This window comes from Aestuariimicrobium sp. p3-SID1156, assembly GCF_025144225.1.
Taxonomy (GTDB): Bacteria; Actinomycetota; Actinomycetes; order Propionibacteriales; family Propionibacteriaceae; genus Aestuariimicrobium.
Window position 1 is genome coordinate 254,193 of the sequence record NZ_JALXXB010000002.1, and the last position, 12,512, is coordinate 266,704.

Sequence of the window (12,512 nt, forward strand, 5' to 3'; positions counted from 1 at the left end):
CTCCTCGAGACGTGTCATCCCGCGCCGTCCACGGCACGGCATGTCGCCCCGACCCCGAAGGACGACCCTTGGCCCTGACCGCACTCATCCTGGCCCACTTTGCGATGGGTGCGCTGTCGCCCGCCATCGCACGGTGGTTCGGTGAGCGCGCATGGTTCGTCTCCGCCCTGGTCCCGCTCGGCAGCTTTGGCTGGCTGCTCGCCCAGGCCCCCACGATGCGCCGTGGGGGAGCGGTGGTCGAGAGCCATCCCTGGATCGACGTTCTCGGGGTCAATCTCGACTTCCGGATGGGCCTGCTGCAGTGGGTCCTGTCCCTGGTCGTCACGGGGATCGGTGTGCTGGTGCTGTTCTACAGCCGCTGGTACTTCCACGCCTCCCCGACGGCGACCCGCTGCATGGGCCTGCTCACTGCCTTCGCCGGCGCCATGCTCGGGCTGGTCACCACCGACGACACGGTGGTGCTCTACACCTTCTGGGAACTCACCACCGTCTTCAGCTACCTGCTGATCGGCAATGACTACACCCGCAAGGCCAACCGAGGTGCCGCGCTCACCTCACTAATCGTCACCACCTTCGGTGGTCTGGCGATGCTGGTCGGCATCATCCTGCTCCGGGTGATCACCGGCAGTTTCAGTCTGGCCGACGTGGTCGCCAACCCGCCGCACAGCACCGTCGCCGCCATCGCGGGGGTGCTGATCCTGGTCGGCGCGCTCACCAAGTCGGCCCTGTTCCCGTTCCACTTCTGGCTCCCGGGAGCGATGGCCGCCGCCACGCCGATCAGTGCCTACCTCCATGCCGCCGCGATGGTGAAGGCCGGTGTTTACCTGGTCGCGCTCCTGGCGCCGGTGTTCAGCCAGACCGCCGGCTGGCGCGTCATCATCTCGCTGCTGGGCGCCATCACCCTGGTGCTGGGGGGCTGGCGCGCCCTGCGCCAGAACGACATCAAGTTGCTGCTCGCCTACGGCACGGTGAGCCAGCTCGGTTTCATGGTGCTGCTCATGGGCATGGGAACCCGCGCCGGGGCACTGGCCGGCCTGGCGATGCTGGTTACCCACGCCCTGTTCAAGGCCACCCTCTTCCTCACCGTGGGCATCATCGACAAGTCCGCCCACACCCGCGACCTGAAGCAGCTGTCCGGTGTCGGACGCCAGAAGCCAGTGCTCTTTGCGGCTGCTGCACTGGCTGCGGCGTCGATGGCGGGGCTGCCCCCGCTGGTCGGGTTCATCGCCAAGGAGTCAGCCCTGGAGGCACTGCTCACCGTGGCCTCTGACGAGCGCCGGGCCTCGGTGGCACCGGCCATCGGCGTCCTCACGATCATCGCGATCGTCGTCGGCTCGATGCTGACCGCGGCCTACTCGGCCCGTTTCCTGTGGGGCGCCTTCGCCCGCAAGCCGGGTCTGGAAGACACCGCGCTCCAGCCCAAGCCCTGGGGAATGTCGCTGGCGCCGGTGCTGCTGGCCGTCCTGAGCCTGGCCGGTGGTTTCGTCGGCCCGTCGCTGACCGAGTGGTTCGCCCCCTACTGGAAGTCGATGCTCGTGGGCAGCGAACCGGATGGGCTGGCGCTGTGGCACGGGTTCACCCTCCCGTTGGCGCTGTCGGCGATCGCCATCGTCGGCGGCCTGCTGCTGTTCTGGCAGCGCAAGGCGGTGTCGGCGCTGCAGGCCACCTTCCCGACCGTCACCTCGGCCCACGAGCGCTACCTGCAGGTCATGCGCGCGGTCGACCAGGCCGGTGTCGAGATCACCTCCCGGACCCAGCAGGGCTCGCTGGTGGTCACCTTGACCACCATCTTCCATGTGCTGCTGCTGGGGGTGGGAGTCCCTCTGATGGTCACCCGCACCTGGCCGAATCGGATCAGCTGGTTCGACAACCCCTCCCAGCTGGCGATCGGGGTGGTCATGATGGTGGCGGCGCTGCTGGTCGCCGTCTCCCGCGGACGCGTCCGGGCCGTGCTGCTGGTCGGTGTCACCGGCTATGGGGTCGCGCTGCTCTTCCTCCTCCACGGAGCCCCCGACCTGGCGCTCACCCAGGTGCTGGTGGAGAGTGTGACCGTTGTCGTCTTCCTGCTCGTCATGCGGCGGATGCCCCGCTACTTCACCAACCGCCCGCTGGCCGCCAACCGCTGGTGGCGGGCCGCGCTGGCGCTGTCGGTCGGTACCCTGACCGTCCTGCTGACCGTGGTCGCCTCGGGCGTGCGCAGGCATTCCCCCGCCTCCGACCCCCTCTACAGGGCCGCCAAGGAGTTCGGCTACGGCAACAACATCGTCAACGTGATCCTGGTCGACACCCGCGCCTGGGACACCCTGGGCGAGGTGTCGGTGCTGGTCATCGCCGCGACCGGCGTCACCAGCCTGATCTTCCTGCGCACCCGCACCAAGCCCCGCCAGCAGCGCAGCGAGGTTCCTGCCGCGGAGACCACCGGGACCTGGCTGCGTGGCACTCGCGACCTCGACCCGGCCGCCCGCTCGCTGCTTTTCGAGGTGGCGACCCGCTTCATCTTCGGCATCACCGTCGTGGTCGGGCTGTGGCTGCTGCTGCGCGGCCACAACGCCCCCGGGGGCGGTTTCGCCGGTGGTCTGTTGGTCGGCATGGCGCTGATGGTTCGCTACCTGGCTGCGGGACGCGCCGAGCTCAACGAGGCCGCCCCCTTCGATGCCGGGCGCCTGCTGGGCGCCGGTCTGCTGGTCTCGGTGCTGTCGGCGCTGGCACCGGTCTTCTTCGGGGGACGCGTGCTGCAATCCTTCGACGCCTATGTCCGTCTCGGCCCCGAGCCCTGGCTGGGGACGATCCATCTGGTCAGCTCGGTCTTCTTCGACATCGGCGTCTTCCTGATCGTGATCGGCGTGCTGTTGGACTACGCCCGAAGCCTCGGCTCGGGCATCGACCTGCAGGCCAGTGAGCACAAGGCCCCCGTGCCGCGACCCCGCTCCACGACCACCCTCAAGGCAGGTGAACTCCGCTGACGCCGAACCTCACCCTGGCCCTGGTCGCCGGCGTCCTGGTCGCCTGCGGGGTCTACCTGCTCACCGAACGCTCCCTCTCCCGGATCCTGATGGGGGTGATCATCCTGTCCAATGGGGTGAACGTCCTCTTCCTCGTCGCCTCCGGCGCGGCGGCGCGGCCGGCCTTCGTCGGCGACGGTGACAGCAACAGCATGGCCGACCCGTTGCCGCAGGCGATGGTGCTGACCGCCATCGTGATCACCATGGCCGTGTCGGCCTTCGTCATGACGATGGCCTACCGCAGCTTTCAGCTCAACGGCCACGACGAGGTCCAGGACGACCGGGAGGACGCCCGCATCCGCGCCATGGCCGACAAGGACCGGGTTTCCAGTACCTTCGAGGAGGGCCGCTTCGGCGACACCGGTGAGGACGTGGTGAGCGAATGAACAACCTGCTCTCGCTCCCGGTCCTGCTGCCGATGCTGGGCGCCTCCCTCACCCTGCTGGTGGGCCTGCGCCCCCGCTGGCAGCGCCTCATCTCGATCACCACCCTCACCGCCGTCGTCGGGGTGGCGATGCTGCTGATGTACCAGTCCCACACCCGCGGGGTGCAGACGCTCTGGTTCGGCGCCTGGCCGGGGACCGCCGGAATCGTGCTGGTCGCCGACAGGTTGGCGTCCCTGATGTTGCTGGTCGCCTCGCTGGTGGCCCTGGGGGTGCTCATTTTCAGCGCGGGCCAGGACGAAGACGAACGCAAGCAGGAGACCCCGGTCTCGATCTTCCACCCCACCTTCCTGCTGCTCTGCGCAGGCGTCTCGGACTCCTTCCTGGCCGGGGACCTGTTCAATCTCTTCGTCGGCTTCGAAATCCTGCTCTTCGCCTCCTATGTCCTGCTCACCATGGGAGCGACCCGACCGCGAATCCGGGCGGCGACCATCTACGTGGTGGTCAACCTGGTCTCCTCCAGTCTTTTCCTGATCGCCCTGGGCACCATCTATTCCGCCACCGGCACGGTCAACCTCGCCCAGCTCGCCCAGCGCCTGCCGGAGTTGCCCGGGGATGTGCAGACCATGCTGCAGGTGCTGCTGCTGATCGTTTTCGGCATCAAGGCGGCGATCTTCCCGCTGTCGGCTTGGCTGCCGGACTCCTACCCGACTGCCCCTGCCCCGGTGACCGCCGTCTTCGCCGGGCTGCTGACCAAGGTCGGCGTCTACGCGATCCTGCGCACCCAGACCCTGCTCTTCCCCCACCAACCCCTGCGGACGCCCCTGCTCGTACTTGCTGCCCTCACCATGCTGGTCGGCATCATGGGCGCGATCGCGCAGTCCGAACTCAAACGAATGCTCTCGTTCACCCTGGTCAGCCACATCGGCTACATGCTGTGGGGGATCGGTCTGGCCACCACCGACGGGTTGGCGGCAACCATCTACTACACCAGCCACCACATCACCATCCAGACAGCGCTCTTCCTGGTCGTGGGCTTGGTGGGACGCGTGGCGGGCTCCACCTCGCTGGACCGTATCGGCGGCCTGGTGACGATCTCGCCGTTGCTGGGTGCGATGTTCTTCATCCCGGCGATGAACCTGGCCGGCATCCCGCCGATGAGCGGGTTCATCGGCAAGCTCGGCCTGGTCCAGGCCTCCCTGCAGGGAGGTGGCTGGCTGGCAGATGTGCTGGTCGCTTCGGGAATCGTGACCAGCCTGCTCACGCTGTATGCCATGGCCAAGGCCTGGAACCGGGCCTTCTGGGGTGAGGAGCAGGTGGTTCGAGGGGCCGAGTCGCTGCCGGGTGAGTCCGGCACCATGCCCAAGGAGATGGTGTGGGCCTCGCTGGGGCTGATCGCGATGTCCTTGATGCTCACCCTGGCGGCTGGTCCGCTCTACCACTACTGCGAGCAGGCGGCCCTTGCGCTGCTGGACGGTCATTACAGCATGGCGGTGCTCGAGGGGCGAGGCCGATGATGAGTGAGGAGAAGCGCACCCCCGGCGAGGTCATGCACCGCCACCGCACCCGGCGTCGCATGGCATGGCGCCACCAGGGCGTCAATGTCGCCTTCCTGACCCTGGTCTGGGTGATGCTCAACGGCAATGCCTGGCCCCTGACCGTGGTCACTGGGCTGGTGCTTGCGCTGCTGGTGATGTGGGTCTTCCCCCTGCCCGCGATCCAGTGGCAGGGTCGACCGCGTCCACTCGGCCTGCTGATGCTGGTGGGGCGCCTGCTGTTCGACCTGGCCGTCGCCTCCTTCCGACTCTCAGTGACAGCCTTCTCCCGGAATCCCCGGATCCGCTCGGGCATGGTCCGCATCCCGCTCGGTTCCCAGGGCGACCTCTACCAGGTGGGTACGGCATCAATCCTCACCATCGTTCCCGGTTCGGTGGTGGTGGACGCCCGTCGCAAGACACGGACGCTCTACCTGCACGTCCTCGACATGGAGCCCGAGGAGGCCCAGGACGTGGTCGAGGAGGCCCGTCGTGCGGAGATGCGGATCCTGCGCGCCTTCGCGTCCAATGCCGAGATTCGTGACGCCGCCCAAGCCCATGACGAGGAAGGGGTGCGCTGATGCACACCGCAATCGACGTGCTGCACGCGCTGGCGCTGGCCATGCTCGTGGTGGCCGTGGGCCTGGCCACCAAGCGGCTCGCGATGGGGCCCACCACCCTGGACCGTTCGGTGGCCGCGGACGTGGTGCTCGCGATCGTCATGGCCGCCGTGGGCCTGTGGACGTTGCGCAGTGGACAGGACTTCGGACTTCCGCTGCTGCTGGTGATGTCCCTGCTCGGGTTCACCGCCCCGGTGGGCATGGCGCGGCTGATGTCGAATCGCTCCGACCAGATCCGCGTGCTGCACGAGATGGGGCGGCGCACCGAGAAACCGGCCGACTCCGGCCCGGACGCCTGGGAGGAGGACGATGAGCGGCGCTGATCCGATCATCCAACTCATCGCCGCGATGCTGCTGGTGCTCGGCTGCTTCTTCTGCCTGTCGGCTGCGGTCGGACTGCTGCGGTTCCCCGACGTCATCACCCGCCTGCATGCGGCGACCAAGCCCCAGGTCTTCGGGCTGGTGCTGATCCTGTCGGCGATCGGGCTGCGGCTGTGGTCCTGGGAGAGTACCTGCCTGGTGGTGCTGGTGGCTGGGTTCCAGGTGCTCACTGCGCCGGTGTCGGCACACATGGTGTCCCGCACCGCCTATCGCCTGGGACTGTGGAATGCGAATGAGGCGGTCATCGACGAACTCGCCGAAGACCTCGAGGACGCCGGCTACACCCACCCGCCCGAGGATGACGAGCCGGGCGGGAACCTGCCGGCGGGACGGCGCTGGCGAACAGCGGCGGTCCCGGCACGTCCGCGCCGGGACCGCGGCTGATCAGCTGATCAGCCATGGCGAGCTCAGGCCGGGAGGACCTTGCACGGCTGGAGGCTCAGCGGCCTCCACCCCACTGCAGAGTCGTCGACGAGTGAACCCCTGCGAGGCGGCTCAGGCGTCCGCCGGCCAGCGACGACGCGACTCGGGGGAGCGCGGCGCGGTCTGGGAGGCGTCGGTGACGATGTGGCCGTTCAGGACCTCGTCGATGCGCACCATGAGCTCCTCCGGGATCTCCACCCCCGAGGCCTTGGCGTTCGAGGTGATCTGCTCGGGGCGGCTCGCGCCGACGATCGCACTGGAAACGTTCTTGTTCTGCAGAACCCAGGCGATGGCGAGCTGGGCCATGGTGAGGTCCATCTGGTCGGCGATCGGCGTGAGGTTCTGGACCGCTTCGAGCAGGCCCTCCTTGGACAGCCAGGTGTCGACCATCCTGTTCCCGCCCTTCTCGTCGGTGGCGCGGGAGCCCTCGGGCAACGGCTCACCAGGCTTGTACTTGCCGGTGAGGACGCCCTGGGCGATGGGGGACCAGACGACCTGCCCGATGCCCAACTCGCGTGAGGCCGGACACACTTCGGTCTCGATCACGCGATGGATCATGTTGTACTCGGGCTGGTTGGAGACCAGCCGGAAACCGAGCTCGGCGGCCAGCTCCTGGCCGGCCCGCAGCTGGTCGGCGGTCCACTCCGAGACGCCGATGTAGAGCGCCTTGCCCTGGCGGACCACGTCGGCGAAGGCCTGCATGGTCTCCTCGAGGGGGACGGAGTGGTCGTAGCGGTGGGCCTGGCAGAGGTCGACATAGTCGGTCTGCAGCCGGGTCAGGGAGCCGTTGATCCCCTCCATGATGTGCTTGCGTGACAATCCCTGGTCGTTGGGGCCCTTGGGTCCGATCTGGCCGAAGACCTTGGTGAAAATCTCCAGCGATTCCCGCCGCTGACCCTTCAGTGCTTCGCCGAGGACGGTTTCGGCGGCGGTGTTGGCGTAGACGTCGGCGGTGTCGAAGCTGGTGATCCCGGCATCGAGGGCCGCGTGCACGCAGGCGATCGCGGTCTCGTTCTCGACCTGGGAGCCGTGGGTCAGCCAGTTGCCGTAGGTGATGTCAGTGACCTGGAGGCCTGAAGCCCCGAGAAAGCGGTATTCCATGCCTCACTGTCTACACGTCTGCTCTGGCATTCGGGGCCGAACGTAGAGTTGGGCCGTGCCCAACCCGCGATCATGGACTGCCCGCAGTCACCGGGTTGGGGCGTGGTTGCTGGGTGCCTCAGGACTCCTTGCCCTGATCGGTTCCTTCCTGCCGTGGGCTGCGGAGAAGCGATGGGGGAGGCCGTCACTGCTCTGGGGGATGGACTGGGGCGGCGGTGTGACCGCCTTCCTCAGCGCGCTTGTCACGCTCGGCGCCGCGGTGATCCTGCGAGACACCGGGACGCGGCTGCAGCGGGTGGTCGCCGCCCTCGCCGCACTGGCGGGCGTGCTCGTGTTGGGGCAACTGGTCGGCACGATGGTGGAGCTGCTGGCCAGCGAGGTCCCGAACAGCAGGGTGGTCGTGGACCTGGGAGCCGTGCTGGTCCTGGTCGGCGGCGTGGGAGCCTGTGCGCTCGGCACCTCATTGGCCCTGACCGCTTCGGGACGCCACGGTGCCGAGGATGGTGCCGAGTAGTCTTGTTTCGTGCCACTTCTTGACCTCCCGCTGATCCACGCCGGCAAGGTGCGAGAGCTCTATGCCCTCACCCCCGATCCGGCCACCGGCACCGAGCGCATGCTCATGGTCGCCACCGACAACATCTCGGCCTACGACCACGTCCTGACGCCCGGAATCCCGGACAAGGGCGCTGTCCTGACCCAGATGTCGCAGTGGTGGTTCGACCAGCTCGACGGTGTCGTCGAGAACCACGTCATCACCACAAACCTGCCCGAGGGTGTCCCCAGCTCGATGGAGGGTCGCGCCGTGATGGTGGAGAAGCTCGACATGGTGCCGGTCGAGTGCGTCGTCCGTGGCTACCTGACCGGCTCGGGCTGGGCGGAGTACCAGCGCACCGGCACGGTCTGCGGCGTCCCCCTGCCTGAAGGGCTCAGGGACGGCGACCGGCTGCCGGAGCCGATCTTCACCCCCGCCACCAAGGCGCCGATGGGGGAGCACGACGAGAACATCAGCTACGAGCAGATGCTCCAGACCACCGGCCCCGAGCTGGGGGCGCAGCTGCGTGACCTCACCCTGGCCATCTACCGTCGCGCCGAACAGGTCGCCCGCGAGCGAGGCATCATCCTGGCCGACACCAAGGTCGAATTCGGACGCCGCCAGGACGGCACGCTGGTGCTGGCCGATGAGGTCCTCACCCCTGACTCCTCCCGCTTCTGGGACGCCGAGAGCTGGCAGCCGGGTACCCGACTCGATTCGTTCGACAAGCAGTACCTGCGCAACTGGCTGTCCCTGGATTCCGGATGGGACAAGGACGGTGACCAGGACCCTCCGGCTATTCCTGAGCATGTCGTGGCCACCACCCGCCAGCGCTACCTGGAAGCTTTTGAACGGCTTGTCGGACGCCCGTTCGAGCCTGTGCAGGAGAATCCGGTGACCGAGGATAGGATCAAGCACATGGCCACCGTTGTTGTTGATGTCATGCCCAAGCCGGAGATCCTCGACCCGCAGGGCAAGGCCGTCACCGGGGCCCTCACTCGACTGGGGTACGAGGGGCTGACCGTACGGCAGGGCAAGCGTTTCGAGATCACCGTCGACGGTGAGATCACCGACGAGAAGCTTGCCCAGATTGCCGAGGCCGCCGAGAAGCTGCTGGCCAACACCGTGATCGAGCAGTTCACCGTCTCCGTCCCCGGCAAGGACGAGCAGTGACCCGCATCGGCGTCGTCACCTTCCCCGGTTCCCTGGACGACCATGACGCCCTGCGTGCGGTGAGGCTCGCCGGTGCCGAGGCCGTCCCGCTGTGGCATGCCTCCGATGACCTGAGGAACATCGACGCGGTCGTGCTGCCCGGTGGATTCTCCTACGGCGACTACCTGCGTTGCGGGGCCATCGCCCGCTTCAGCCCGGTGATGGACTCGGTCATCGACGCGGCCAACGCCGGCATGCCGGTGCTCGGCATCTGCAATGGCTTCCAGATCCTGTGCGAGTCGCACCTGCTGCCCGGGGCAATGATCCGCAATGAGTCGCGCCACTTCATCTGCCGCGACCAGCGCCTGCGCGTGGAGAGCATCGACACCACCTGGACCTGCGATTTCGAGCAGGGCCAGGAGATCACCATCGTGCTCAAGAACGGCGAGGGCAACTACGTCGCCGACCCCGAGACGCTGAAGATGCTGGAGGACAACAACCAGGTCGTCTTCCGCTACCTCGACAACCCCAATGGCTCGTCGAACGACATCGCCGGGGTCACCAATGAGCGCGGCAACGTGGTCGGCCTGATGCCGCACCCCGAGCACAACATGGAAGAGTTGACCAGCCCGAGCCTGGACGGTCGCCCCTTCTTCAGCTCGGTGCAGCGCTTCCTCGCCGCGGTCTGATCCCTTTCTGGACGCGGTGGGCGCAGGCGCTGAGAGAGTCCCCACACCGACCCACCCCGGTCGTGGGTCGGTTCTGTCGGTGCTTCGCGGTAACGTCATTGGGTGAGCTACTCGAACCTGACTCGTGACACCGCCCGCGCCCGCAGCCAGTCCATCGGGCTGGACACCATTGAGGTGTGGGTCGACATCAGTGGTGCCCAGGACCCCGAGCGGATGCTGTTCGACACCCGATCCACCCTGCGGTTCACCAGCACTGTCGACCAGGTCGGCGTCGACTTCCTCGACGGTGAGGTCGCCGAGGTGCTGGTCAACGGCCGCTCGGTGCCCGTGGTCTACGACGGCGGCACCGTGCAGGTGCACGAGCTGGCCACCGACGGTTCAACCAATGAGGTCACCATTTCCGGACGCGCCCGCTACTCGCGCTCGGGTCAGGGCATGCACCGGTTCACCGACCCTGCCGATGGGCAGACCTTCTGCTACACCCAGTACGAGCCCACCGACTCGCGCCGTGTGTACCCGCAGTTCGACCAGCCCGACCTGAAGGCCCACCACACCTTCCACATCACCGCCCCCGAGGGGTGGATGGTGCTCTCGAACCAGCCCGAGGTGGGCAGCGAGCAGATCCCGGCCGGCGAGGAGCAGCCGGCGTCCGTGCCCGCCGTGCGGCATGACTTTGCCCCGACGCCGAAGCTGTCGACCTACATCACCGCCATCATCGCCGGGCCCTACCATCGCGTCGAGGACTCCTGGACCAGCCCGGATGGCTCGCTGACCGTCCCGCTGGGCCTGGCCTGCCGTGCCTCGCGCGCCGCCACGATGGACACTGAGGAACTCTTCCGCGTCACCAAGGCCGGCCTGACCTGGTTCCACGAGAACTTCGGCTTCCCCTACCCCTGGGGCAAGTACGACCAGGTCTTCGTGCCTGAGTACAACCTGGGCGCGATGGAGAACCCGGGCTGTGTCACCTTCACCGAGTCCTACCTGTTCCGCTCGGCGGCCACCCGCGCGCAGTACGCCGGGCGTTCGAACACCATCCAGCACGAGATGAGCCACATGTGGTTCGGTGACCTGGTCACCCCGCGCTGGTGGGACGAACTGTGGCTCAAGGAGTCCTTCGCCGAGTTCATGGGCAGCCATGTCAACGCCACCGCCGCCGGCTTCCCCGAGGCCTGGGTCGGTTTCGCCGGACGCCGCAAGGCCTGGGCCTATGCCCAGGACGAACTGCCCACCACCCACCCAATTGCTGCGGACATTCCCGATGTCGAGGCCGCCAAGCAGAACTTCGACGGCATCACCTACGCCAAGGGCGCCTCGGTGCTCAAGCAGCTGGTGCACCATGTCGGCGTCGAGTCCTTCTTCGCCGGCGCCCGCCAGTACTTCCAGGACCACGCCTGGGGCTCCACCCAGTTCGCCGACCTGGTCAGTGCCCTCGAAAGCGCATCCGGACGCGACCTGTCGAGCTGGTCGCATGCTTGGCTCGAAACCGCGGGCCCCGACACCCTCACCACCGTCGTCGAGACCGACTCCGAGGGCCTGGTCACCAGCGCCCGCATCGAGCAGCAGTCGACTGACGCGCTGACCGGTGAGCAGGTCGGGCGCCCCCACACCCTGGCCGTGGGCCTCTACGAACTGGACGGGGACAAGCTGGTTCGGCGAGACCAGCAGGTCGTCGAACTGGCAGGGCAGGGCTGCGCGCTCGACCTGGTCGGGCGTCCGGCCCCGGCCCTGGTGCTCGTCAACGATGAGGACTGGACCTACGCCAAGGTCGTGCTCGACGAGCAGTCGACCCGCACCGCCCTGGGACACCTCGCCACCCTGGAGGATCCGCTGGCCCGCGCCCTGCTCTGGAGCCAGCTGTGGATGATGGTCCGCGACGCCAAGCTGCCCGTGGCCGACTACGTGCGCGCCGTCGAGGAGCACGGCCCCGCTGAGAGCGCGGCGTCCACCCTGACCAACCTGCTGAGCAATGCCCACGGTGCGATCGAGACCTGGCTGCCCGCCGAGGCGCAGCCCGCAGCACGACAGGCCCACTTCGAGGCGCTGGACCGCATGCTGGGTGATGCCGAGGGCGGTTCTGACGCCCAGCTGATCATCGCGCGGGCGCTGGCCGACCAGGCCGCCGTCACCCCGACCTCCGCTGATCGCGTCCGTGAGCTGCTGCAAGCCCAGCCCGAGGGGCTGGAACTCGGCCCCGACCTGCGCTGGGCGCTGACCCGTGCGCTCGCCGCGCTCGGTGAGCTCGACCTGGCCGGGCTCGACGAGGCACTCGCCGGCGACGACACCATGGACGGACGCCTCGAGCACCTCTCCGCCAAGGCCTCGCTGCCCGATGCCGACGCCAAGCGTCAGGTCATCGAGGCGGCCCTGACGCCCGGTGCCTGGTCCAACGCCCAGATCGATGCCGCCCTGGTCGGCCTGCAGCAGCCGCTGTCGCGCGACCTCCTGGCCGAATGGGACGCCACCCATCTGGACCGTCTGGGTGACCTCTGGCGCGAGCACTCGATCGAGATGGCCCAGCGGCTGGTCAACGGGCTCTTCCCCGAAGCCGGCACGGAACTGGTGGCGCGGGCGCAGGTCTGGCTGCGGGCCCATGGGGATGCTCCTGGAGCGCTGCGTAGGCTTGTGCTGGAAAACGTCGACCGCGCGGAGCGTGCCCTGCGGGTTCGCGCATTCAACTCGTGACAGCGAGTGTGA

11 protein-coding genes are annotated in these 12,512 nt (G+C 67.9%); 10 read left to right on the forward strand and 1 reads right to left on the reverse strand.

Annotation, left to right across the window (positions count from 1 at the left end; genetic code table 11):
• Nucleotides 1-68 precede the first annotated feature (68 nt).
• Genes M3G03_RS03935 through mnhG form a run of 6 tightly spaced genes read left to right on the forward strand, consistent with a single transcriptional unit; the run spans nt 69 to nt 6,305 of the window.
• Nucleotides 69-2,963 (forward strand): Na+/H+ antiporter subunit A, encoded by a 2,895-nt coding sequence (locus tag M3G03_RS03935; RefSeq protein WP_259808264.1) that lies wholly within the window; start codon nt 69-71, stop codon nt 2,961-2,963.
• Nucleotides 2,960-3,388, forward strand: coding sequence for a Na(+)/H(+) antiporter subunit C (locus M3G03_RS03940; protein WP_259808596.1), 429 nt, complete (start codon nt 2,960-2,962; stop codon nt 3,386-3,388). Before M3G03_RS03935 ends, M3G03_RS03940 begins: the two co-directional genes overlap by 4 nt.
• A complete protein-coding gene (locus tag M3G03_RS03945; RefSeq protein ID WP_259808265.1) occupies nt 3,385-4,902 on the forward strand; it encodes a Na+/H+ antiporter subunit D in 1,518 nt (505 codons plus the stop codon). Before M3G03_RS03940 ends, M3G03_RS03945 begins: the two co-directional genes overlap by 4 nt.
• On the forward strand, nt 4,902-5,501 hold the full coding sequence (locus M3G03_RS03950; RefSeq protein ID WP_259808266.1) for a Na+/H+ antiporter subunit E: 600 nt from the start codon (nt 4,902-4,904) through the stop codon (nt 5,499-5,501). The genes M3G03_RS03945 and M3G03_RS03950 overlap by 1 nt, the downstream gene beginning before the upstream one ends.
• Complete coding sequence (locus M3G03_RS03955) at nt 5,501-5,863, forward strand: monovalent cation/H+ antiporter complex subunit F (RefSeq protein WP_259808267.1); 363 nt, start codon at nt 5,501-5,503, stop codon at nt 5,861-5,863. The genes M3G03_RS03950 and M3G03_RS03955 overlap by 1 nt, the downstream gene beginning before the upstream one ends.
• Nucleotides 5,850-6,305 (forward strand): monovalent cation/H(+) antiporter subunit G, encoded by a 456-nt coding sequence (gene mnhG, locus M3G03_RS03960; protein WP_259808268.1) that lies wholly within the window; start codon nt 5,850-5,852, stop codon nt 6,303-6,305. The genes M3G03_RS03955 and mnhG overlap by 14 nt, the downstream gene beginning before the upstream one ends.
• Nucleotides 6,306-6,416: 111 nt before the next feature.
• Here mnhG and M3G03_RS03965 read toward each other — a convergent pair whose 3' ends face one another.
• Complete coding sequence (locus tag M3G03_RS03965) at nt 6,417-7,445, reverse strand: aldo/keto reductase family protein (protein ID WP_259808269.1); 1,029 nt, start codon at nt 7,443-7,445, stop codon at nt 6,417-6,419.
• A 55-nt stretch (nt 7,446-7,500) separates the two neighbouring features.
• Here M3G03_RS03965 and M3G03_RS03970 point away from each other — a divergent pair, with 55 nt between their 5' ends.
• The 4 genes from M3G03_RS03970 (at nt 7,501) to pepN (ending at nt 12,500) form a co-directional block, all read left to right on the forward strand.
• Nucleotides 7,501-7,959, forward strand: coding sequence for a hypothetical protein (locus M3G03_RS03970; RefSeq protein WP_259808271.1), 459 nt, complete (start codon nt 7,501-7,503; stop codon nt 7,957-7,959).
• A gap of 9 nt (nt 7,960-7,968) precedes the next feature.
• A complete protein-coding gene (locus M3G03_RS03975) occupies nt 7,969-9,150 on the forward strand; it encodes a phosphoribosylaminoimidazolesuccinocarboxamide synthase (protein WP_259808273.1) in 1,182 nt (393 codons plus the stop codon).
• On the forward strand, nt 9,147-9,818 hold the full coding sequence (gene purQ, locus M3G03_RS03980) for a phosphoribosylformylglycinamidine synthase subunit PurQ (protein ID WP_259808275.1): 672 nt from the start codon (nt 9,147-9,149) through the stop codon (nt 9,816-9,818). The genes M3G03_RS03975 and purQ overlap by 4 nt, the downstream gene beginning before the upstream one ends.
• 102 nt (nt 9,819-9,920) lie before the next feature.
• Complete coding sequence (pepN, locus tag M3G03_RS03985; protein WP_259808277.1) at nt 9,921-12,500, forward strand: aminopeptidase N; 2,580 nt, start codon at nt 9,921-9,923, stop codon at nt 12,498-12,500.
• The last annotated feature ends 12 nt before the right edge of the window (nt 12,501-12,512 follow it).